The 23,622-nt window shown below is 48.8% G+C and carries 17 protein-coding genes and 1 pseudogene; 16 read left to right on the top strand and 2 right to left on the bottom strand.

The window, feature by feature from the left end:
- Positions 1–88 precede the first annotated feature (88 nt).
- Entirely contained in the window at positions 89–568 is a 480-nt protein-coding gene (locus L1028_RS12590; protein ID WP_234534276.1) for a GAF domain-containing protein, read from the bottom strand.
- Positions 569–795: 227 nt separating this feature from the next.
- Here L1028_RS12590 and L1028_RS12585 point away from each other — a divergent pair, with 227 nt between their 5' ends.
- From L1028_RS12585 to L1028_RS12575, 3 genes are all read left to right on the top strand, one after another.
- Positions 796–1,077 (top strand): hypothetical protein, encoded by a 282-nt coding sequence (locus tag L1028_RS12585; protein WP_094874766.1) that lies wholly within the window; start codon positions 796–798, stop codon positions 1,075–1,077.
- A 185-nt stretch (positions 1,078–1,262) separates the two neighbouring features.
- Positions 1,263–1,823, top strand: a complete 561-nt coding sequence (locus L1028_RS12580) for a GNAT family N-acetyltransferase (RefSeq protein WP_234534274.1) — start codon at positions 1,263–1,265, stop codon at positions 1,821–1,823.
- Positions 1,824–1,847: 24 nt separating this feature from the next.
- Positions 1,848–3,356: an MDR family MFS transporter gene (locus tag L1028_RS12575; protein ID WP_234534272.1), complete on the top strand. Its 1,509-nt coding sequence runs from the start codon at positions 1,848–1,850 to the stop codon at positions 3,354–3,356.
- Positions 3,357–3,458: 102 nt separating this feature from the next.
- On the opposite strand, the gene L1028_RS12570 is transcribed toward L1028_RS12575, so the two are convergent.
- On the bottom strand, positions 3,459–3,926 hold the full coding sequence (locus L1028_RS12570; protein ID WP_234534270.1) for a MarR family winged helix-turn-helix transcriptional regulator: 468 nt from the start codon (positions 3,924–3,926) through the stop codon (positions 3,459–3,461).
- 343 nt (positions 3,927–4,269) lie between these two features.
- Here L1028_RS12570 and L1028_RS12565 point away from each other — a divergent pair, with 343 nt between their 5' ends.
- The 13 genes and pseudogenes from L1028_RS12565 to L1028_RS31285 form a co-directional block, all read left to right on the top strand.
- Positions 4,270–4,713: an MFS transporter gene (locus L1028_RS12565; protein WP_234534269.1), complete on the top strand. Its 444-nt coding sequence runs from the start codon at positions 4,270–4,272 to the stop codon at positions 4,711–4,713.
- Positions 4,703–5,614 carry an MFS transporter gene (locus L1028_RS12560; protein WP_234534268.1) on the top strand — a complete coding sequence of 304 codons (912 nt, stop codon included), beginning with the start codon at positions 4,703–4,705 and terminating at the stop codon, positions 5,612–5,614. Before L1028_RS12565 ends, L1028_RS12560 begins: the two co-directional genes overlap by 11 nt.
- 169 nt (positions 5,615–5,783) lie before the next feature.
- Positions 5,784–6,524: an ABC transporter ATP-binding protein gene (locus L1028_RS12555; RefSeq protein ID WP_234534267.1), complete on the top strand. Its 741-nt coding sequence runs from the start codon at positions 5,784–5,786 to the stop codon at positions 6,522–6,524.
- Complete coding sequence (locus L1028_RS12550; RefSeq protein WP_234534266.1) at positions 6,503–7,783, top strand: ABC transporter permease; 1,281 nt, start codon at positions 6,503–6,505, stop codon at positions 7,781–7,783. Before L1028_RS12555 ends, L1028_RS12550 begins: the two co-directional genes overlap by 22 nt.
- Positions 7,784–8,672: 889 nt before the next feature.
- A complete protein-coding gene (locus tag L1028_RS12545) occupies positions 8,673–10,991 on the top strand; it encodes a helix-turn-helix domain-containing protein (RefSeq protein WP_234534265.1) in 2,319 nt (772 codons plus the stop codon).
- A gap of 286 nt (positions 10,992–11,277) precedes the next feature.
- Positions 11,278–12,198, top strand: coding sequence for an ABC transporter permease (locus tag L1028_RS12540; protein ID WP_234534429.1), 921 nt, complete (start codon positions 11,278–11,280; stop codon positions 12,196–12,198).
- Positions 12,195–13,079, top strand: coding sequence for a carbohydrate ABC transporter permease (locus tag L1028_RS12535; protein WP_234534263.1), 885 nt, complete (start codon positions 12,195–12,197; stop codon positions 13,077–13,079). The genes L1028_RS12540 and L1028_RS12535 overlap by 4 nt, the downstream gene beginning before the upstream one ends.
- A gap of 59 nt (positions 13,080–13,138) precedes the next feature.
- The gene (locus L1028_RS12530) at positions 13,139–14,659 is read left to right on the top strand and encodes an extracellular solute-binding protein (protein ID WP_234534261.1); all 1,521 of its coding nucleotides are present in this window, start codon (positions 13,139–13,141) and stop codon (positions 14,657–14,659) included.
- A 93-nt stretch (positions 14,660–14,752) separates the two neighbouring features.
- Positions 14,753–16,387, top strand: coding sequence for a DUF4091 domain-containing protein (locus L1028_RS12525; protein WP_234534427.1), 1,635 nt, complete (start codon positions 14,753–14,755; stop codon positions 16,385–16,387).
- Positions 16,388–16,403: 16 nt separating this feature from the next.
- Entirely contained in the window at positions 16,404–17,636 is a 1,233-nt protein-coding gene (locus L1028_RS12520; RefSeq protein WP_423803037.1) for an alpha-L-fucosidase, read from the top strand.
- A gap of 48 nt (positions 17,637–17,684) precedes the next feature.
- Complete coding sequence (locus tag L1028_RS12515; protein WP_234534257.1) at positions 17,685–19,439, top strand: glycoside hydrolase family 35 protein; 1,755 nt, start codon at positions 17,685–17,687, stop codon at positions 19,437–19,439.
- Between the two features lie 31 nt (positions 19,440–19,470).
- A complete protein-coding gene (locus tag L1028_RS12510) occupies positions 19,471–22,767 on the top strand; it encodes a polysaccharide lyase family 8 super-sandwich domain-containing protein (RefSeq protein ID WP_234534255.1) in 3,297 nt (1,098 codons plus the stop codon).
- A gap of 18 nt (positions 22,768–22,785) precedes the next feature.
- Positions 22,786–23,442 (top strand): annotated as a pseudogene (locus L1028_RS31285) (CBM96 family carbohydrate-binding protein); the annotation flags it as partial.
- Between the last annotated feature and the right edge of the window lie 180 nt (positions 23,443–23,622).

Raw genomic sequence — 23,622 nt, 5'->3', positions numbered from 1 at the left:
TTCTCGCTTAAACGCTTACCGTCCTTATGAGGACGACGAAGGCGTTTATGCTTGACCTATCAGAAAGTATATATTTGTGGGGGAATTTTTAGATAGCTTCCGATACAAAAGCTGCGAATCTCTCCAAGAATCGGCGTTCTTCATCATCAAAGCGATCCTTGAGCGGACTGTCGATATCAAGTACACCAAGCAAGCGATCATCCTTTATTAAAGGAACAACAATTTCGCTGTTAGAGGCTGCATCACAGGCGATATGACCTGGGAATGCATGCACATCGCCTACTACAAGTGTGCGCCGCTCTGCGGCTGCCGTTCCGCACACCCCGCGAGATAGCGGAATTCGAATGCATGCAGGGAGGCCTTGAAAAGGTCCGAGTACAAGCTCCTTACCGTCAAATAAATAAAAACCGGCCCAATTCGTATCCGATAGAGCGTGTTTAAGTAGTGCCGAAGCATTAGCCAGATTGGCTGTAGCACTTGGTTCGTCCTTTATCAATGCTTCGAGTTGGATTAGAACGGCTTCAAACTGCTCGCTGCGCGTTCCATCATATGGCATAGCTTGAAACATGAAGCATCACCTTCCTGTACTTTAAATTCAATATGAAACCATAACTGTAACTAACAACATAGTACAGCTATGCGGGGTACGTCAAGATACAACATTCTTTTGTAATATTTTGGAACGGGCTGTGATTCCTCTGTAGCGCTGAGCCCTTGTGATGATGTTTCCAATGAACTGTCATAGGGTAATGCAAGAGTAAATACCGAAGGCTTTGTTGCCAGGAGGAGTGGAATATGCGCGCTGATGTACAGAACTTGTTCATAGGAATTCACATGCTTTATTGTGCTCATGATAAAGATGTGACGATCTCGGAGATGCTGCTCGGACTGGAAGACATGGGGTATCGTGTAGGAGAACGCGAAGTGAAACAGGAATTGGAAAAGCTGACGCTGGACAACTTTCTGACTGCACATAGTGAAGGGTACAGTATTACTGGGACGGGCATTGAAGAGTTCAAGGATATTCGAGCTAAACTTCAGGTGTTGTGTAGTGAAGTTATTCAGGGAGCAGAATGAAATCATTTAACGCAAAGTTTTTATAAAAGCGTCTGTATCAAGGGAGAATTAACCTTCTGATGCAGGCGCTTTTTACGTGCGAGGATACAATTTGTTCTTTTCAATGTTAAAGAAATTAGAACTTTTAGCTTAAGGATATACTCTTGAATGATGTATAATTGATAAGTTGAAGGGGGAGCGGAGAATTGTATCTATGCAATGGAGTGACACCTACACTGATCGGTAGAAGATTAAAATTATGTGCAATGACTACTGAACATGCTTCAGCGTTATTTCAGGTTTGGTCTCATCCGGAAGTTTCTCTCTGGCTGGGTGCACCAGCATTATCCTCTATAGAAGAGACGAAGCAGCTTATCGACCTTCTATCACGGATGGCTCAGGAAGAGGAGAGCTTACGTTGGAGTATTATTGGGCCTGGGGAGGAAGTCATAGGGAGCTGTGGATATAACTATTGGCAGCTTCAGGGAGCTTACCGTGGTGAGATAGGCTGTGATCTGTCGCCTGCCTTTTGGGGGCTTGGATATATGAAAGAAGCGCTTGGGCTTGTGCTCGATTTTGGTTTCAATGTTATGGGCTTGAATCGGATTGAAGCACTCTGTCATCCTGATAATATCCGTGCGGAGAGGCTGGTTGATACGCTTGGATTTCAGAAGGAAGGCGTATTGCGTCAATACAGGCAGATCGCTTCCGGCTTTCAGGATACTGCTCTCCATGCTCTGCTGCGCGAGGAGTGGCAATCTAATTAATACATAAAGAGAGGGTTTGGAACATTGAAGTCAACAGGGGATTTAGAACGCAAACTAATATTAACAGGCGTATTATTGGCCACATTTCTGGCTGCTATTGAGGGTACTGTAACGGGGCCAGCGGGGCCGGCGATTGTTGGTGACTTTCAGGGAATGCAGTGGCTGAGCTGGATATTTACTTCGTATTTGCTGGCAATGGCTATTACAACACCTATTTTCGGCAAAATCAGTGACTTGTTCGGACGCAAGCCTGTATTCATGTGGGGAGCGGCTGTTTTTTTATTAGGCTCTTTATTATGCGGTATATCGCAAAGTATGGAACAGCTGATCCTGTTTCGCGCGATACAGGGTATAGGTGCGGGTGCACTTATTCCAATGACCTTTACCATTATCGGTGATATTTACAGCATTGAAGAAAGAGCCAAGACACAAGGATTGCTAAGCTCTGTATGGGGGATTTCCTCTTTGGTTGGGCCACTGCTTGGTGGCTATGTGGTAGATTACTTAAGCTGGCGCTGGGTATTTGTATTCAATCTGCCATTTGGCGTGTTGGCAATGGTATTTATAGCGCGCTGCCTGAAGGAAGAAAAGGTGCGTCGGAAGACACAGATCGATGTGCCAGGCGTCCTTCTGTTCGCAGCAGGCATGGGTGCTCTACTCTTTGGACTCTCCACGGGAGGGCAGAACCTGGCATGGACCTCTCCATTACTACTCGCAACACTGGGTGCAGCGGTTATCCTGCTAATCCTATTTCTGTTTGTGGAGCGCCGTGCACCAGAGCCTATGCTTCCGTTGAACCTATTCTCAAATCGTAACATCGCAGTATCAACGGGTGCTAACCTGCTTGTAAGTACATTAATTATTGGACTTTCTACGTATATCCCTTTATGGGTTCAGGGCGTTTCTGGAAAAAGCGCTGCGATCTCAGGCTTGCTGCTTGCGCCAATGTCTGTAGGTTGGATGTTTGGGTCAATCGCAGGCGGACGGATGATTCTGCGAGCGGGTTCTCGTCGAACGGCAATGCTTGGATTGATGATGATTGCTGCCGGAGCTATTGGTCTGGTTTTCTTGACTGGAGAGTCTTCACAGCTAATCCTCTTATGCTTGATGCTGGTCTGTGGGGTAGGCTTCGGATACTCTTCTACGGTCTTCACGATTATCGCTCAGTCGTCGGTTGCGTATGATCAACGCGGTGCATCCACAGCACTTAATGCATTTACAAGGTCACTAGGCCAGACCGTTGGGGTGGCTATATTCGGTTCCTGGCTGAACTTGAATATTGATCAGCTGTTGCGAAAACAACCGGATTCAAACGTTACAGGTGATGATATTAATAAGCTGCTGGGCTCTCATACAGGCACTAACCTGTCCGGCGAGGTATCAAACAGTTTACGTGGTGCACTTGAAGGGGGACTTCATTCACTATTTATCGTGATGGCAGTTTTCGCAGTCTTGTCGCTAGTTATATCTTGGGGTTTGCGCAAGGGTGTACCTTCGGTAGAGGATGCTACGTCGTCTTTGAAAAAGGCATAACTCATTCTCTAAATCACATAAAGAAGCCCGACCGGGTATTTACCGGCCGGGCTTCTTCGTGCGATAACAGCTTGTCTAACACATATGAAGTAAAAAGCAGCCTTACTTACGGGGAAGAGGAGAAAGCTTCTCAGCTTGCAGACCCATCTTCTTGAGCAGAGTGATCATTTGTTCCTTCTCTTCATCATTCAGTCCGCTGAAAGCAAGATGAAGACGCTCTGAGTATTTCGGATACATCTCATTCATGAGACGTTCGCCTTCCGTGGTCAACTCTGCGAAAATCACACGACGATCACTTGGACAAGGCTTGCGTTGCAAATAGCCGCGTTCTTCCAGCTTGTCGATAACGTAAGTCACGTTGCCGCTCTGTAGCAGTAGTTTGGCACCAATTTGTTGAATGGGCTGTGGTCCCTTATAGTACAACACTTCCATGACGGCAAAGGCAGTAGGGTTAAAACCTTCAATTTTGCTGCCGGTAACAGCATGCTCATTAATACTCTTGAATGATTTGGCAAATACCCGGTACAAATGTAGTGTTAATTGTGTATCACGTTCATAAGATTGTATCATGCTTCTCCACCCTCTATCGTTAATCATGTGAACTCGTCGCACGTCTGTAATCATATTAATTAGTGCACGGTTTACCTGTGCAACGAACTTTGAGATAACAATAGAATACGTGAAAGATCGAATGAAGAACATGTGATTTGTCACAATGAGCAACTTTTAATTATTAAAAATCAAACAATTTTTTGAAGATGCTGAAATTGAATGTTTTTTTACTTCAGTCTCTGAAAGGATATCAATTTCATCCCCCGGTTCAGTGTTATTTACGCCTCCAGACGGATGAATGACAATCCCCAATATTTTACTATTATTTCATTGAGAAATAGTAACGGGGAGTGAAGGAAGGATGGAGGCACATCATATTGATGATTTAAAAGAAAGTAAGCTAACCGCAAATAAGCCATTCATGCTGCTTATTGCGGCACAGCTTGTATCGAATGTAGGAGACTGGTTGCACATACTAGCGCTACTGACAATGGTAGGGTTTAAATGGAATGCCACACCGTGGGAAATTACGGCTATATCTTTATGTATGGCAGTGCCTTTGCTCTTAGGAGGAGCGTTTGCAGGTTACTTAAGTGATCGATTTAACCGCAAGGCACTTATGATTGGTTCGGATTTAGCCCGTGCAGCGGTTGTTATTTGCTTGGTATTTGCAGGCTCTCTGTGGCAGGTTTATGTGCTGCTGCTGGCTAAGGGATGTATGGATGTGTTGTTCTCTCCGGCCAAAAGCGGAAAGATTAAGGAACTTGTTCCGGCAGCTCAGATGGATAAAGCAATTGGCGCTTAGCTCATCTATAGAGCAGATAACTAAAATTGTGGGTCCAGCTCTTGGTGGATTGCTAGTGGCAGCCTTCGGCATATCTGTTTGTTATATGATCGATTCTGTTACATTCGTTTTATCGGCGATTATTTTGTTTGGATTACCGCGTACAGCTGCGATTAAGAAGAAAGATACGGAAACAAGCGGGGGGGATACGGAGGTAAGTAAATCCTTCCGCCAAGAAATGTCGGCAGGTCTGCATGTGATTGCAGGAATGCCTGTAGTGCTGTGTGGCATTGTTATGTTGGTACTGGTGCTGCTAATGCTACAGATCGGAGACTCTCAGATTGTAACGTTATTCCGGGAGATTCCAGGTGTGAACGGAGATCTGCTGGGGTGGTGTGTAGCAGCCAGTGGCTTTGGAACCTTGCTATCTGCGCTGCTTGTAAGCCGATTAGGCAGTGGTAAGCATCCACTTATTTTTATGGGATTAGGGGCTGTAATCATGGGCGTTGTCTTCTCGAGTGCAGGGATCGTAACTGCTCATGGTCAAGCGGGAATCTGGATGAACATTGCTTTGTTTGGGTCCTTCATGTTTGCTGGTGTGGGTGCAGGACTAGCGTTTATCCCCTTCAATTCAATGCTCCAGCAACGGACACCTGCGGAATACACGGGTCGTGTATTTGGAACCATAGGGAGCCTGACAAGCGCGGCCGTTATTCTAGGACCCGTAGCCGGTGGAGCCTTAGTGACAGCATCGGGGCCGGTATCTGCCTTTATTCTATCTGGTTTGCTTACAGGATTGCTGGGACTAGGGCTGTTAATGCTGCGTGGTAAAATCGAGCGCAGGGATGAAGCAGCGATCAAGAAGCAGGAAGGAATAGCTGCGACGAATAACATGGACTTTGTAGGAGAGACCTCCCTTTGATGGGAGGTTTCTTTTATTCGCTATTGCGAAGGGCATGAGTTATTATTGTGAAAAAAGCAGCTTGATTATTTTCAGAAAAAATATATAGTACGATTAGATAAGTTGCGATTGCTTCTGTTGGAATGCAATTTATAATAGTATTTATTAGAAGTACTAGGAGATGGAGAGTATGGAAAAAGAAGAAACTACGGTGGATACCGAGAGCTATGACGACATTGTGCTCGATGTTGAGATCGATGAAGCTGGCTATGAAGCGGGAGATCCTTGCATATTCGATATTTCTTTTCAAGTGAAGCGAGGGCAGTTGCTCGGACTGATCGGACCTAATGGTGCTGGGAAAAGCACAACCATAAAGACCCTGCTTGGTTTGCTGAAGAATACCAAGGCTAAGGTGTCTTTTAGTGGAGTTAATAAATCTTACGCTTATGTACCGGAGCAGCCTGTGTTTTATGAGGATTTAACATTATGGGAGCATTTGGATTTAGCGGCCGCTGCCTATGGACTGAAGTACGAACAGTTCGAGGAAACTGCAGAAAGACTGTTGAAGCAGTTTGGTATGGGCCATGTGCGCAATGATCTTCCGGCTGGATTTTCAAAGGGCATGAAACAAAAGATGATGCTAATGCTGGGGTTTTTGGTACAGCCGGATGTTTATATTGTAGACGAGCCGTTTATCGGCTTAGATCCTCGCGCCACTAAAGATTTCCTGCGGCTGCTGGAAGCGGAACGGAAGCGCGGAGCTGGTGTATTAATGTCCACACATGTACTGGATACTGCAGAGAAGATATGCGATGATTTCGTACTGATCTCCGGGGGAAAGGTTGCCGCCGCGGGAACACTCGAAGATATTCGTGATTATGCTGGACTGCCGGAGGCGTCGTTGTTTGATTGCTTCGACGAACTGACATGAGTAAGCAGGGCAAGCGGGCGTTTGCTTTTTCTAATGCCAAACAGCTATTCAGACGGCGGTTATTCTCTCATTGGCGTGAGCAATCCGCTATTATCCGTACGGCGGCTGATTGGACCGTTCTCTTATATATTCTTATCCCCGGGGGATTACTGGGCGGGCGGTTGTATTATGAATTCTGGAATGAATCGCTACCGGCTTGGAGTGAAAAATTGCCGTTTATGCTCATTCCTTCATTATTAGTGCTCCTGATCTGCAATGGGGGATTGGTGTTATTATTGCAGGAAGGGGATCTTTTATTTCTTAGACAACGGCAGCGATGGATAAATACAATCGTATTTCGCGGTTTGCTCTACAGCCTCATTGTAACATCGCTGAAGTTCGTTGTTGCTTTTTCACTGTTATTGCCTTTTCTGATTTTGGGATTTGAGATGACCTCATCCCAGGTATGGGCACTGTTCGCTCTGACCTTAGCGTGCAGCTGGTGTGTTAAGTTACTTGGACATCTTGTAAAAGTACAGAAGCAGGGTTGGCGGCGGTGGTTGTGGCTGTTTCTGGCGATCTCCGTCCCGAACGCTATTTATTTCAGAGTAGCTAGCCTTTGGAATGATCGCCCACTCTTCATGTGGTTGAGTGCGATTGTATTTACAATCGTTGCAATCATCGCCTTCCGATGGCGCTTAATGATCCGCGGGACATTTATGAAGGATGTGCGCGAAGACTACAAGCAGCGAATGAAGATAGCAGCCATACTGCTCCGCAATGTTCTGGATAAACCTCGTCCGACACGTCATAAGCCGTGGATTTTTCGGAAGTCACAGCCTTTACTTAAATCGAAAACTGCCGAGAGCCGTTTCTCAGCGGCAGCGATTAAGGCACTCGTACGGAATCCGGCCCATTTGAAGCTTTATCTGGCTTTTACAGCCGTGTCCGCGGTAGCGATCCTTATCATTCCATCGGGATTTAAATGGCTGGGATTTGTAGTATTAACATCGCTCATGTCTTTTTGGCTGTTTTCGTTCTGGTCTTTGTTTGTTGGTGATGATTACATTGGGATACTTCCGTTTACGAAAGAACAAAAGGCTGAAGCGGGGATGCATGCGGTCCCTATTCTATTGCTTCCCTTTACAATGATTACCTCCGCATTAATCTGTCTCTCTTTATATGGATGGTGGGGGATCATCCTGTTCGTTCCGGTTGGATACATGGTTGGACTCTTTATCAGCAGAATATTTGGTACGTTCCGTTTAGGGAAAGAATGATAGATAGATAAACAAACAGCGTGACTTGATAAGCCTCTCAAGTCACGCTGTTTTTAGTTGAATTTAATTAGGGGATGTTTTCATTCCGTTGAATGGAAAGTTAAAAACAGACCTATTTAACAAGGGATATGTAAATGGTAGAAAATTTATCAGTGCTACTAGGACGATGCTATGAGGACTGCGCTGGAGTAACGGAGGTCTTTGCCTTCTCGTCAACTGTGAGTTTTCTCACAAAATTAACAACCAGAGCTGATAGGCAACGTACCGCTAAACCGCACATTTCTTCTTTTCTGTCGTGAAGTAGAGCGATTCACCAAATCGGTTTGCCAGGATTGCGAATATTACGGTACTCCTGATTGCTTTCGTAATGAATTTCGATGTGCGGAAGATGATCGTGATAAATACCGTGAGGATTCCTGGTTTTCTCTGCAGAGAGAAATTAAAAAGGAACGAAAACGTCTTGCATTTCCCTAAAAGGGTTGAGGGATATGCTACGCCCCTGCCACAGTAAGTAAACTTGGGCGTTACCGGTTCTTTAATGTACCTCATAAAAACCGTCTCAAGCGAAGGGGGGGCTTAGGAACCTTTTTTTGCGAGTGAGGAGATAATACGGCCCAGCATTTCTCATATCGGTTGTCCTCTCGTAGCTGTGAGCTTCACAGCCAATTGAGGGCTAACAAATGCAATGTTCTAGAAAACCGACAATTTTTAGGATTTAAAGAATTGTCCGACATTCAATGGGCGAATGAATTCAATCCACACGCTGCCCACTTCTGTTTTCAGCGATCTCTGCAGCAAAGTGGTATTCTGTTGAAGATATTTCCATTGACGACGCTTACAATTGCCTATACAATTTAGGCACCATTCACATCGACCGCGGGAGCATACTATGAGAAAGCCGATTTTATCTAAACCGAAATGGAATGAATTATTTCATCGTCGCCCGTCCTTTTATCGCAAAATGATTATTTTCACGCTGGTTGCTTCCGTTATTCCGGTGATTTGTCTCGGCATCGGAAGCTATTTGCTTGCTTCCAAGGCGATTAAACAGGAGGTTAGCAAGTCCAACGTGCGTATTCTTAACAATGCGTCGCTCACCATTAACAAGACGTTGGAGCTCATTGAGAACAATGTGATGCAGTTGGCACTGAGTTCATTTTTCGCTTCGAATCCGCAAGAATTGAAATCGAACAATTATGCCGGATTCTATTCCAATGTATTTCGGAACTTATCTGCTTATAAGAACGGAAATAAAGAAATTCTCGACATCAGCTTATATACGCTGGATGAACATAATTTAATTTCGGCGTCGTACGGTGGCGTAAGGCTGGATAATGAAGCTGATCGACAGCACTATGCAAATTTGATGGAATCGGATCGACAATTGTTTTGGGAAAATGGATATACCGCTAACGGGGTGACCAGTCCTTACGGGGTGACGTTATACTGCAAACTCCCGCTTAATACCAATGAGCCAGTTGGCTTGCTGCAAGTAAATATCGACAATTCCATGTTCCAGCGTCTGTCTAGCTCCTATACGAATTATGAAGGTGAGCGGATGTTCGTCTTGGACGAACGAAACACAATGGTATTCTACTCTGCTGCGGATAGGGCCGTTCCGGAAGGATTGTTCGAGGCTGCCGGATTGCATTCGGCAGGGGAACGATTCACCTTCAAGTGGAATGACATGGAATATCTGGTGACAACAAAATTATCATCCCACAACAAATGGAACTATATCGACATGATTCCGATAGCTGAGCTGAATAGCAGCTTGAACAAAATTTCTAGATTTACCGTGGCGATCGTTGCGATTGTGCTCTTAGGTGGAACCGTATGGGTGCTGCTTGGTACGCGCAGGGTCTATCGGCCGATCGAAGCGCTCGTGTCGCAAATTCGCGGCAACACACCTGCGAATTTGCAGTCGGAAGCGGAATTGGACGAGTTGAGTTATGTCGGCTCGCGATGGAACGAGCTTCACAGCAAGGCAAGCCAATTGGAAACGCAGCTTAACGAGCAATTTCCGCTCCTTCGCGAAATTTTCGCACTGCAGTTGTTGGAAGGGCAATTTGTGCAATATCGAGGGGATTACGTGCAGGATATGCTGCGCAGATACGGTATTCCTGGGCAGCAGTACGGCATGGCATTTATTATGGCATACGACCATTTGCCTGATGAGGGCCGCTTCTCGGATAAAGATAAAGATTTGATCGTATTCACGATGAAGAACATCGCCTCCGAATTGCTTCAAGAGCGCCAAGCAGAGGGCATCACGATCAACTCGCTGAATGATCAAGTGACGGTATGGGTTTGGACGGAGCATGGCCAATCCGAAACGTGGGAGAGCGATGTTCAATCTACAGTCGAACTTATTCGCTCCTTTATATCCGATTATTTGCGGCTGCCGGTAACCGTCGGCCTCGGACGGACGGTGGACCGGGTGGAAGAGCTGCCGGAGTCGTATCAAGAAGCGAAGCTTGCGGTTCGATCCAGGATCATTGACGGCGGCAACCGGGTTATCGAGAGCAAAGGGATGACCAATCCGCTGCACTATCGGTACCCGATCGAGGTGGAATCGCATTTCACGAATTCCTTGCAGCTTGGTGATTTGGCAGAGGCGGAGCGGATGCTGGAGACATTCTCCCACAAAGTGCAGACGGCAATTCATAATCCCGAGCTCATCCAAATGTCGTACGATCAACTGTTGACGACCCTGATAAGAACGGCATATTTGTTAAGCGTTTCTACCGAAGCGTTGTTCGGAGCGGAGGGAAGTGATCCGTACGCTGAAATGAGGCAGTGCTCGACCATTCCAGAATTCAACGCTTGGTTCATGAAACGTCTCGTTTCCCCGATAATCGCTTCGGTGCAGGGCAAAAAACAGCAGGAAAATGACCTCCTGATCGGCAAAGTAACCGAGTTTATCGAGGCGAACTATCATCTCGACATCTCGCTCGACCAGTGTGCGCAGCTATGCGGAATCAGTCCGCAATATTTGAGCAGGCTGTTCAAACGCAAGATGGAAATCTCGTTTATTGAATATATCACGAAGTATCGAATTGAGAAGGCGGTCCTGTTCTTGGAGACGACCAACCTGTCGGTGACGGATATTTCGGAGAAAGTCGGATACCAGCCTAAAAATTTCATACGCGTCTTCAAGAAGCATACCGGCATGCCCCCGGGACAATACCGGGAACGAAACCGATAGCAAAAAAGGATTCTCTTTTTTTATTCTGCGTAAGGCGCACTGCATTAATAAATGGGACTTTTGCGGTCTGTAACCCAGACACAGCAAGGAGTTCCCTTTTTTTGTTCACAAGGTTGAAAGCGCATAAGAATTGGTCCTTGTAGGGTTCTCGCCTCAGACTATAAGATGCAGACATAGCTTAAGTTGAATTCAACGTTTGGAGGTGGAACTATTGTCACGATCACAATCAGAAGTTATCAATCGACACATCACATTGGACAAAGGAGGGGATAAGGGATCGTACGGACTGGGGCTACCTAGAGGGTCCAGAGTAAAAGATAGATTGATCCGCGATCGATACTTATACGTATTAGCGCTTCCCGGATTGTTATTTTTTCTGATTTTTAAGTATTTACCGATTTGGGGATTGGCTTTGGCGTTCAAAAACTATTCGCCTTATTTAGGATTTTGGGACAGCGAATGGGTCGGTTTCAAATACTTTCACGAGTTTTTTACCAATCCGGATTTTTGGATTTTGTTTCGCAATACGATGGCGATCAGCCTGTTGAATATCGTGTTTTTTTTCCCCATTCCGATCATTCTGTCGCTGCTCATTAACGAAGTTCGGAGTCATCATTTTAAGAAAACGATTCAGACGATCATTTATTTGCCGCATTTCTTGTCATGGGTGATTATCGCGGGGATTTGCTTTATTGTGTTAGGACAAAGCGGAGGCATCATTAATAAAATCATTGTGGAATTCGGCGGACAACCGGTTGGCTTCCTGACCGAACCCAATTTCTTCTGGGCATTGTTGACCGCACAGAGTATTTGGAAGGAAGCCGGCTGGGGAACGATTATTTTCCTGGCGGCGTTAGCCGGAGTGAACCAAGACCTGTACGAGGCGGCGCAGATTGACGGTGCAAACCGCTGGAAGCAGATGCTGAACGTGACACTGCCAGCCATTAAGAGCACGATTATTGTCCTGCTTATTCTAAGGCTGGGTCAGGTGATGGAGGTTGGTTTCGAACAAATTTATCTGATGATGAGCGCACCGGTTGCATCCGTTGCCGACGTCTTTGATACGTATGTGTACCGAACGGGCATTCAGAATGGCCGATTCAGCTACGCGACAGTTGTTGGTATTTTCAAATCGGTTGTAGGACTTGTTCTTGTCGTTACGGCCAATCGCTTGGCTAAAAAATTCGGCGAGGAGGGCTTGTATTGAAGCAGGAAAATTTTAGTTACAAGCTCGCTAATGGTGTGATCTATACGGTGTTAAGCATCGTAGGCATCATTACGCTGCTGCCATTTCTCTATGTTATTGTGGTATCTTTTACCGATCCATCGGAGTATATCAGTAAACCATTAATTATTTTTCCGGAAAAATGGAGCTTATCGTCCTACGAATATATTCTGTCGACCAAAATGTTCACGCGATCCTTGGGCGTCAGCGCCTTTCTGGCGATCGTAGGCTCGGCATTCAGCATTATCATTACGAGCGCATTGTCATACGCGTTATCCCGCAAAAGGTTCTTGGGAAAAAGATTCTTTTTACTGGCGATTCTGCTGACGATGTTGTTCAATCCCGGCATGATTCCGAATTATATGCTCGTGCATAGCCTGGGCTTGATTGATACGGTATGGTCCTTAATTCTTCCGGTACTCACAAGCGCATGGTATGTATTCCTAATGAAGAACTTCTATCAAGAGATTCCCGACGAGTTGGAGGAAGCGGCCAAAATTGACGGTTGCAACGATATCGGCGTCTTCATTCGAATTATGCTTCCGGTCTCCCTGCCTGCGATTGCCGCCTTCGGATTGTTCTTTGCGGTAGGATTCTGGAACACTTATTTTAACGGCGTACTCTACATTAACGACGACTCACTTCGTCCGATGCAGGTCGTGCTGCAAATGATGCTTATTCAAGCTTCGACAAGCGTTGCCGACCCGGCTGTAGCGGCGATGCTGCAAAGCGAGCAAATGATTCCTCCGGAGACGATCAAGATGGCGGCCGTTGTTATCGCCTCTGTGCCGATCATTATGGTCTATCCGTTTTTACAAAAATATTTTGTTAAAGGCATGATGGTTGGTTCCGTTAAAGGGTAACGGGACTGGCTGCTCCGAGGAATGGCATGATATACCATAATGAGAGGGTGTTAAAGATAATGAAGAGCAAAAAGTGGGTCGTAATGTTATTGGTGCTGGTGCTTGCTGTCTCCATGATCGGGTGCGGCAGCAAAGAAGAGAAGAAGGAACCGTCTGAATCGGGCTCTAAAAATCAAGCATCGGCGCCGGTTGAAATCAGTGTCGGCACGATGACGTTCGCGGAATCGCCAAGCAATGATTTGGACAGTATCAAGCAGTTGAACGAGAAATTTAACGTTCAATTAAACATCGACTACTATCCGGTGAACAGCTACAAAGAAAAGCTTAACGCGCTGCTGGCATCGAGAGGACTGCCGGATGTCATTCTGGTAGAGGACATTAACGATCCTGCATTTGCGAATGCGGCCGAGCAGGGAGCTTTCTGGGATTTGACGCCGTTCATTAAGGATTACCCGAATTTGGCGGCTTACCCGGAAAACGTATACAAAAATGTGCAATTCCAGGGTAAAACCTTCGGTATTCCGCGTGTGCGCCCGTTGGATGGACATGAGGCGCTCATTATTCGTCAGGATTGGCTGGATAAGCTCGGGCTGAAAGCACCGGCGACGATGGATGAATTCGCCAGCTTGATGGCTGCCTTTACGAAAAATGATCCGGACGGCAACACCAAGCCAGATACGTACGGTCTCGTGCAATCGAGCGTTAGCGGCTACATGATGTCGATGTTCGGCGCGGGCAGTACATGGAAGGAAACAACCGAAGGCGGCCTGGAGCCATATTGGACTACAGAGGAAGCGAAGCAGGCGTTGGCGTTCTGGAGCAAAGCGTACAAAGACGGGTATGTTATACAGGATTTGCCGATTTTGAAGCCTAGCCAAGTGAAGGATATGCTCATCCAAGGCAAGGCGGGAATGGCGCTGGCTAACGTGAACGAAGCGTTCATGTTTAGCGAAGAGCTGAAGAAGGTAAGTCCAAATGCCGTACTGAAAGCTTACGCGCTGCCTAGTGCTCCGGACGGCAAGAAGTATTACGACCAGCAAGTCGGTTCCTACGGACAATTCCTTATTAATAAATCGGTAAGCGAAGAGAAATTAAAGAAAATTCTTGAAGTGTACAACGAAACGGCAACACAAGAAGGATATAACCTCGTTGCGTATGGCGTAAAGGATGTCGATTACACTGTAACTGCAGACGGTAGCATTACGCAGACCGACGCAGGGAAACAAAAAGCTTACGGAACGGCAACCTCGGCGCAATGGATTTCGGGCTTTTTCAATAAATATCAAAGAGCGGAGTCGTCAGGCATTTCCGAAGAAGAACGTGCATATAATCGTTCCTTAATCGATGAGATTTCGAAAGTGTCGGTAGCCAATCCAGGCGCTGGCTTGCCTGTCTCTTCCGTATGGCTTGAGAAGGGTGCGGATTGGCAGAAGAAATTCGTCGATCTATATACGAATGTGGTGATCGGCAAATCAAGCATGGCCGACTGGGATAATTTTGTGAACGGTCTAAAGGCAGATGCAAGCTTCCAGAAGCACCTTAGCGAGACGAGTGAAAGCTTCAAAGCGAAAGGGAAGTAATGTAATCCGATTTTCGGCAAGTTCGAAGGGCTTTTGTTGAACTTGCCGGTTTTTTCTATAAGAGGAGGGGTGCTAGTGGAAGCAGCAACAAGAATGGAGACGAGAAAGATCAGTTCGTTGGTCAAAGTGTTTGCCGATGAGGAATTGCAAGCTCCCATACATGGACGAGGCTCATCGTTGCGCGGGGAAATGTACTCTTTCCAGGTCGCCTACCGCGCATCGCTACTTATACGTCCGTTGCACGTATTTGCCGAATCGGCGCTGCAAGCGCCAATTTCCGTGCGTTCGGTTGAACTGGTTCCTTCGAACCTGGCTTGTTACCACGATGCGGACGATCATGTGCTGCGGCGAACGCCCGGATTGTACCCGGACTTGCTAATGCTGCTGAATCCGCTTAAAGGGATTACCGGCTATCCGAACCAATGGCGGTCTGTTTGGGTGACCGTGGAACTGCCGCCGGAGACAAAGCCGGGCACTTACGATATCGATATCGTGTTTGAGCTGAAAAAGGGCGAAGAAGTGGGCCGGGAAACGTTTGTGCTGGAAGTGATTGCCGCAACATTGCCGGAGCAGACTCTCAAGCATACGGAGTGGTTTCATACGGACTGCATCGCAACATATTATAAGACCGATATTTTCAGCGAAGAGCATTGGCGGCGTATCGGGCAATTTATCGAGACAGCCGTAAAACACGGGATGAATATGATTCTGACCCCGCTGTTTACGCCTCCGCTTGACACGGCTGTAGGCGGGTCCCGCCCGGCTGTACAGCTTGTTGATGTGGAGATGTCCGAAGGAACGTACCGCTTCCGTTTTGACCGGCTGCAGCGGTGGATCGATCTTTGCGATCGGCTGGGCATGACCTACTTTGAATTCTCCCATTTGTTCACACAATGGGGAGCGAAGCACGCTCCGAAAATTATGGCGACCGTGGATGGCAAGGAAGAACAGCTATTCGGGTGGCATACCGATTCGGCCGACCCGGAGTACACTCGATTTATCTCGTTGTTCCTGACGGAGCTCGTGCGGTTTGTTGAAGAGAACGGCATACAGCAGCGGGTGTATTTTCATTTATCGGATGAACCGAAGCTAGAGGACATGGACACGTACCGCGCGGCCTTCGAATTGATCCAGCCGTATTTGCGGGATTATCCGATTGTGGATGCTTTGTCCGATCTCGAATTTTATAAGAGCGGATTGATTCGCAATCCGATACCGGCCAGCAACGATATGCAGCCGTTCCTGGATCACGGCGTGGAAGACTTGTGGACGTACTATTGCTGCGCCCAGTATAAGCAAGTGTCGAATCGCTTTTTTAATATGCCGTCGTCGCGCAATCGTGTGCTGGGCATGCAGATCTATAAGCTGCAATTGGCGGGATTTCTGCATTGGGGCTATAACTTCTGGTATGCGCAGTTCTCCGAGTATCCGATTGATCCGTTCACGGTAACGGATGCCGGCGGAGGATTCCCGTCCGGCGATGCCTATCTCGTCTATCCCGGAGAAGACGGACCGATTGAATCCATTCGTTTGGAAGTGCTGACAGAAGCGCTGCAAGATCTGCGGGCGCTGCAACTGCTCGAGACGAAGATCGGACGCGAGCGGGTCGTGTCGCTGCTGGAGGAAGGATTAGGCTATGAAATTACGCTGAATACCTATCCGCAAGAGACAGAGTGGTATATTTGCAAGCGCGAGGAAATCAATCAGCAAATTCAAATACACAGTTAACGATGGAGTGGTTATGATGGACAGCAAGTCATTGGTGGTGCCAAGCGCCCAGCAACTGCAGTGGCAAGATTTCGAGATGGGTATGTTCTGTCATTTTGGAATCAATACGTTTTGCAATCAAGAGTGGGGGGAGGGCTTGGACTCTCCTGCATTGTTCAACCCGACGTCTCTCGACACGGGACAATGGGTACGCACGGCGAAAGAAGCCGGGTTCCGCTATTTCGTTCTGACAGCCAAGCATCATGACGGTTTCTGTCTATGGCCGACGAAGACGACCGATTATTCTGTGAAGTCGAGCCCTTGGAAAGACGGACAAGGTGATGTTGTGAAGGAATGCGCCGAGGCGTGCCGCGAAGCAGGCCTGGGGTTCGGTATCTATTTGTCGCCGTGGGATCGTCATGAGCCATGTTATGCCGATCCCGGCGCTTACAATGATTTCTATATCGCACAGCTTACGGAGCTGTTAACGAATTACGGCCCGTTAGTGGAGTTGTGGTTCGACGGAGCAGGTTCGGAAGGCCGTGAATACGACTGGCGGCGCATTGTGGATATAGTGAAAGAGTATCAGCCCGGTGCCATGATGTTCAATATGGGGGCACCGACCATCCGCTGGGTCGGCAACGAAGACGGCACCGCTCCGTATCCGTGCTGGAACGAAGCGGAGAGCGCGCGAGCGAGCATGTTTACGCAGGAAATGCTGCAATGGCTGCCGGACACTCCGAACTGGGTGCCTGCCGAATGCGACGTTCCCATTCGGAAGAAGCATTGGTTCTGGCACCCGAACGACGAAAGCAGCTTGAAATCGTTGGAGCATCTGATGGACGTTTACGAGCGATCGGTGGGTCACGGCTGCACGCTGCTGCTTAATGTCGCGCCTGACAATCGCGGATTGTTCCCCGATTCCGACGTGGATCGCGTACAAGAGTTCGGTGCGGAAATCCGCCGCAGATTCTCGTATCCCTTAGCACAGACGGCTGGGGAAGGGGATTGCCTTCTGTTGAAGCTGCCGGGAGAGCAAACCGTCCATTATGCCGTCATTATGGAAGACATTGCGCATGGGGAACGGATTCTTGCCTATGTACTAGAGGCTTGGAGCGAGAACAAGGAACAATGGACTGAGGTGGTGCGAGGCAGCGCGATCGGACATAAGAAGATTGACCGGCTCGAAGGGATTGACGCTTCACAGATCCGGCTTCGCTGCTTGGAAAGCGTCTACCGGCCGATTATCCGGTCCTTTTCGGTATATTAAGCAGATTTGCAGTGATCACGTTGAGAGGAAAGCGGAGGGAAGAGTCGTATGGCATCTTTTACAATTCAAGGGGATCGTTTCGCCTATGAAGGCAAGCCGATTCAGCTCCTGTCGGGAGCCATTCATTATTTCCGCGTCGTGCCGGAATATTGGAAGGATCGATTACAGAAGCTGAAGGCTTGTGGATTGAACACGGTCGAGACATATGTGGCTTGGAACGTGCATGAGCCAAAGGAAGGGCAGTTTTGTTTTACAGGCATGTTCGATATCGTGAAGTTCATCGAAACGGCGGCGGAGGTCGGTTTGCACGTTATCGTGCGGCCTAGCCCGTACATTTGCGCCGAATGGGAGTTTGGCGGCTTGCCCGCGTGGCTGCTCGCCGAGGACGGCCTGCGGCTGCGCTGCTACGATGAGAAGTTTCTTGCGAAGGTAGACGCCTATTACGATGTGCTGCTGCCGATGTTGAAACCGCTGTTATGCACGAACGGCGGGCCGATTATTGCGATGCAGATTGAGAACGAGTACGGGAGCTACGGCAACGATCTTAAATATTTGGAATATTTGAAGAGCGGCATGATTGCGCGCGGTATGGACGTACTGCTGTTCACATCGGACGGGCCGGAAGATTTCATGCTCCAGAGCGGGATGATTCCTGGCGTATTCGAAACGGTGAACTTTGGCTCGCGTGCGTCGGAGGCATTCGATAGCTTGCAGCAGGTGCAGCCGGACATGCCGCTAATGTGTATGGAGTATTGGAACGGCTGGTTCGACCATTGGGGTAAACCTCACCATACGCGCGAGGCGCAGGATGCCGCGAACGTGTTCGAGGATATGCTGAAGGCGGGCGGTTCCGTCAACTTCTACATGTTCCACGGCGGCACGAACTTTGGATTCTATAACGGAGCGAATAACCACGGCAAATACGAGCCAACGGTGACGAGCTACGACTATGACAGCCCGCTGACAGAGTGGGGGGACATTACGGAGAAATATGTTCTGGTCAAAGGATTGATTGAGAAATATTTCGATATCGAGCCGGCTCCGCTGCCGGAGCCTGTATCCAAGAAGAACTACGGGAAAGTACGGATGAGCGGGCAGGCGGCTTTGTTCGCTTCTCTCGATTTGTTATCTGATCCGGTACAGCGCACCTGCCCGGAGCCGATGGAGAAGCTGGGACAGAATTATGGATTCATTCTGTACACTACGCGCATATCCGGGCCGAGAGCCGCTTGTTCGTTGGAGCTGCAAGATGTACACGATCGCGCGCTTGTGTTCATCGATGGTGAATACAAGGGTGTTATCGAGCGCTGGGACCCGAAGTCCATCGAATTTACCGTACCGAAAGAGGGCGTGGAACTGCGTATCCTTGTCGAGAACATGGGACGGACGAATTATGGCCCGTATTTGCGGGATTGCAAAGGCATCACAGAAGGGGTTCGACTCGGATTTCCATTCCTGTTCGACTGGACGATTCATACGCTGCCGCTGGACGACTTGTTGAAGCTGCAATTTAAGCCAATCGCGGCGGCGGAGCATATGACGGAGACAGGTCCCGTGTTCTACCGCGGAACATTCCGTGTAGACGACATTGCCGATACGTTCCTGGAGCTGGAAAGCTGGACGAAGGGTGTCGCGTTCGTGAACGGCTTCAACCTTGGCCGTTACTGGGAGGCTGGCCCCCAGAAGGCGCTCTACGTTCCGGGCCCGCTGCTGCGGGAAGGGGACAATGAGATCGTTATCTTCGAACTGCACGGGACGAATGAGCCAAGTGTCCTGTTGACAGATCAGCCGAATCTGGGGTAACGACTGACAGATGGATGAGAGGGGAATTCGGATGAAGAAATACAAAAAGCATCTATCAACGGTATTGGCTTGCAGCATGACCTTGCAGCTTATCTTGTCTTGTTTTCCCGCCAATCATGGAGTGGCTTCAGCGAACACCGCAGCGGAGGATACAGTGGCGAACGGGAGTTTCGAAACCGTGAATACTACAGGTCATAAGGATTGGGTTGACGGTGTCCAGCCGACAGGCTGGAACACTTGGCTGGCCGAGGGGACAGGAAAAGTATCGGTTACTGGGGCTGTGTATCATTCTGGACAGAAGTCCGTTCAGATCGAGCATCAGGCAACTGCGAGAACTTCAATTTTCACGCTGGCTCCTGTAACTGCAGGGCAGACCTATAAGCTAAGCGCATGGCTGAAGCTGGATAACGTCGTGTCGGATAAAGGTGTGTACATTCGTACCCAAATTCAGGACAGCAATAAAAAGAAAATCGCAGACGGTCCCGCCACTCCTTATATCAAAGGAATGATGGACTGGACCCAGCAAGAGAAAATAGTGACCGTTCCTGCGAATGGCCAATATATCCTCATCGAGATGTTCCTCGATAGGGCAGCGGGAAATGTCTGGCTGGACGACCTCTCGTTGACGGCCTGGAAAGGCATTACGGCCTTGGCGCTTGATCCTGTTCTGGTTACGATGGGGAAGGATGACAGCTATCTTCTTCGTCCGATTGTAACGCCGGCGGATGCGACTGATCGGGAAATCGTATGGAGATCGTCGAATTCGGTCGTTGCCTCCGTCTATGACGGCCAGGTAACCGCTCATGATTATGGGTCTGCAATGATTACGGCGGCGACAAAAGATGGCAGATTATCGGCGACAAGCTATATCAGCGTGGAGTCGGATGCCTTGCAGGAAAGCTATGAAACCGTTCGTCAGAAATGGCGCAGCAAACTGGTTGGCGGCCAAGGCTTGAATATGAACGATCAGGATGTTGCTGCCGGGATCGAAGCGCTAATGAAACGGATGACGAATGCGGAGCTTACGGGACGGTGGGACAAGCTGAATAAAGCGCCCGATCGTACGTATTTGTGGGATGATGTTATTTACACGTATTCTACCGACAGTTGGCGTATTTCTTGGGCATACGGCATCATTCGCGATTTGTCCTTAGCTTATTCGATCGAAGGTTCGGCGTTGTATCATAACAAGGCGTTGAAGAACGATATTATCGGTGCGCTCGAATGGATGCACACCTATCAATATAACGAGACGAAGACAATTAGCAACAACTGGTGGGATTGGGAAATCGGAGCGCCGCAGGCGCTGATGGACATTCTTGTTCTGATGTACGACGATTTGACGCCAGCCCAGATCGACAAGTATCTCAAAGCTATTGACAAGTTCGTACCCGACCCGAAAAAAAGGGTGGCAAATCCCTCAGTCGTGGAGACGGGAGCAAATCTGCTGGATAAAGCACTCGTCGTTACACTGCGCGGAGTTGTCGGCAAGGCAGGCGCCAAGGTCGAGCAAGGCCGCGATGCGATGACAAGCGAGTTCTTGTATGTCAAGAGCGGAGACGGCATTTATGAAGACGGTTCGTTAGTGCAGCATTTCAACATTGCTTATACCGGCGGGTACGGAGCGGTGCTGATGGGAAGGATGGCCGATCTGTTCTACCTGTTCGCAAGCTCGCCATGGGAGCTGACCGATCCGAATGCCAAGAACGTCTATCGCTGGGCCAGCCAAGTTTTCGAACCATTAATTTATAAAGGCGCAATAATGGATATGGTCAAAGGACGCAGCATTTCGCGTGCCGAGGATTCGGATCACTTGACAGGGAGAGCGGTCATCACGACGCTTTTAAGGTTAGCCGAAGGCGCTCCGCCAGAGCATGCGGCAACCATCAAGCGGATGGTGAAGGCCTGGGTTCAAGCCGATACGACGTTTGATAACTACTATAAAGGGTTGTCATTGTATGATATCAATCTCCTGAAGACATTAATGGAGGATGCAAGCATTACGCCAAAAGATGACCTGACGAGAACGCAGATGTTTGCCGGCATGGACCGCGCCATACATGTGCGTCCGGGATTCGGCTTTGGCATCAGTCTGTTCTCCGACCGGATATCCGCATTCGAGTATGGGAACGGGGAGAACAAGAAGGGCTGGTATACCGGCATCGGCATGACCAGCTTATATAATAACGATTTGAAGCAATATAGCGATCAATATTGGCCGACTGTAGATATGTACCGGCTGCCTGGAACGACAACGGACGGTTCCTACCAGACACCGAAGGACTGGGCGTATTATATGAACAGCAAGGATTGGGTCGGCGGTTCGACGCTCGATCAGGCTTACGGCGCGGTTGGAATGGCGTTCTCGTTGGACAAAAGCACCGGAAGCACGCTCCAGGGCAAAAAGTCGTGGTTTCTGTTCGATGACGAGGTGGTGGCGCTAGGGTCTGATATCAGCAGCTCCGAGGCGAAGATGACCGAGACTATTGTGGAAAACCGGCGTCTTTCGGCAACGGGGTCGAATATGTTAACAGTGAATGGGGTGGAGCAGCCGCAAGAGCTTGGCTGGCAGGACAAGCTGCCTGGTGTGGAATGGGCTCATCTCGAAGGAAACGTGCCGGGCTCGGATGTGGGGTATATTTTCCCTGCTGCCACGGATATCGTTGCCAAAAGGGAAGCACGCACGGGCTCATGGCGCGATATTCACGCGAAGGGTCCTGTCGATCCGGTGACCCGCAATTATATGACATTGGCGATTGAGCATGGTCAGGCACCAAAAGCCGGAACGTATGCGTATGTAGTGCTCCCTGGAAAAACAAAAGAACAAACGGAGAATTACAGTGCTCGGCCGGATATTAAGGTGCTTAGCAATACCGGGCGGGTTCATGCCGTGAGGGATAAAGGTCTAGGCGTGACAGCGATTAACTTTTGGGAAGCGGACGCGTTCCGCGATGTCCGGACGGATCAGCCGATTTCCATAACAATGAAGGAGAACGGCGACGAATGGACCGTTGCGATCGCCGATCCGACGCAGAAGCAAGCGAAAGTCGTCGTTGATCTTGGGAGAATCGCGTTCGAGACTTTGGAGAAAGATGAGCGCGTGAACGTATTGCAGACCTTTCCTTATGTGCGCTTGGAAGTGAACACGCAAGGCTCGATCGGCGCAAGCCATAAGGTCAAGTTCAGAATCGATCCGTCTCAAACGATCGACCTGGAAGCCGCACAGCCGGCGAAAGGCGAGAAGCGGGTCATTGCGGTGGCGGAAGATACGTTTGTACGCGACGGAAACTCGGCGGCTGTCAACTTTGGAACAAAAAATCCGATTTAAGTTCGCGACGGCGGCGCTGGATATACACAGCAATCATTCCTGAAATTCGATCTGAATGGGATTGACCAAGCTTTCGAGTCAGCGGTGCTGCATATCCACGGCGCCATTAATGACAGCAAGGCCACGGCGGCAACGACTGCGACGATTGGTGCGCATAAGGTAGAAGACGACGTGTGGAAAGAGCAGGAAATGACATGGAATAATAAACCTTTGTTTGGCGATGCTCTAGCGACAACGACATTCGATAGCGCATGGAAATGGCGCGGTATTGACGTAACTGCTGCGGCGCTTGCGGAATGGCAAGGTGACCGGGTGCTGAGTTTGGCGCTGCAAGAGCAGAAAGTCGGGAGCTCGGCATGGAATTCGCAAGTCAAGAGTAAGGAAAGTGGAGCATTGGCGCCCTATTTGGAAGTCGAACTAAAGGCACCGGAGACGATTCTAGTAACTGATGTCGAGATAGAACCCCATGCGGCGAAGTTAAAGGTAGGCGATAAGGCATCGCTTCAAGCAACGGTGAAGCCGGATAACGCGCATAACAAGCAGGTCGTCTGGACGGTCGATCCGGCGCACCGGGCAATCGTTTCTTTGAGGGTCGAGGATGGTAAAGCAATCGTCACTGGACTTCAGGAAGGTACGGCAGAGATTACGGCTACGACGCTGGATGGCGGTTTCAAAGCGGTGACAACCATTGTCGTCGAAGCGCAGCCAGATCCGAATCCAGGCCCAGGCCCGAATCCCGGACCAAACCCAGGATCAAACCCGGGACCAAGCCCGGAACCAAACCCAGTACCAAGTCCAGTACCAAGTCCAGTACCAAGCCCGAGTTCAAACTCCGATTCGAGCTCATCGTCTGGT

This window comes from Paenibacillus pseudetheri (assembly GCF_924513355.1).
In the GTDB taxonomy this organism is placed as follows: Bacteria; Bacillota; Bacilli; order Paenibacillales; family Paenibacillaceae; genus Paenibacillus_AQ; species Paenibacillus_AQ pseudetheri.
Note: the sequence above shows the minus strand (reverse complement) of the source record. Positions and strands in the feature narration are given on the sequence as shown.

What these genes read in the sequence shown, in the direction of transcription:
- L1028_RS12525 (WP_234534427.1), top strand. Translation starts at nt 14,753, where the DNA reads ATGGAGACGAGAAAGATCAGTTCGTTGGTCAAAGTGTTTGCCGATGAG.
- L1028_RS12510 (WP_234534255.1), top strand. Translation starts at nt 19,471, where the DNA reads ATGAAGAAATACAAAAAGCATCTATCAACGGTATTGGCTTGCAGCATG.
- L1028_RS12565 (WP_234534269.1), top strand. Translation starts at nt 4,270, where the DNA reads ATGGAGGCACATCATATTGATGATTTAAAAGAAAGTAAGCTAACCGCA.
- L1028_RS12520 (WP_423803037.1), top strand. Translation starts at nt 16,404, where the DNA reads ATGGACAGCAAGTCATTGGTGGTGCCAAGCGCCCAGCAACTGCAGTGG.
- L1028_RS12555 (WP_234534267.1), top strand. Translation starts at nt 5,784, where the DNA reads ATGGAAAAAGAAGAAACTACGGTGGATACCGAGAGCTATGACGACATT.
- L1028_RS12585 (WP_094874766.1), top strand. Translation starts at nt 796, where the DNA reads ATGCGCGCTGATGTACAGAACTTGTTCATAGGAATTCACATGCTTTAT.
- L1028_RS12530 (WP_234534261.1), top strand. Translation starts at nt 13,139, where the DNA reads ATGAAGAGCAAAAAGTGGGTCGTAATGTTATTGGTGCTGGTGCTTGCT.
- L1028_RS12545 (WP_234534265.1), top strand. Translation starts at nt 8,673, where the DNA reads ATGAGAAAGCCGATTTTATCTAAACCGAAATGGAATGAATTATTTCAT.
- L1028_RS12570 (WP_234534270.1), bottom strand. Translation starts at nt 3,926, where the DNA reads ATGATACAATCTTATGAACGTGATACACAATTAACACTACATTTGTAC.
- L1028_RS12590 (WP_234534276.1), bottom strand. Translation starts at nt 568, where the DNA reads ATGTTTCAAGCTATGCCATATGATGGAACGCGCAGCGAGCAGTTTGAA.
- L1028_RS12515 (WP_234534257.1), top strand. Translation starts at nt 17,685, where the DNA reads ATGGCATCTTTTACAATTCAAGGGGATCGTTTCGCCTATGAAGGCAAG.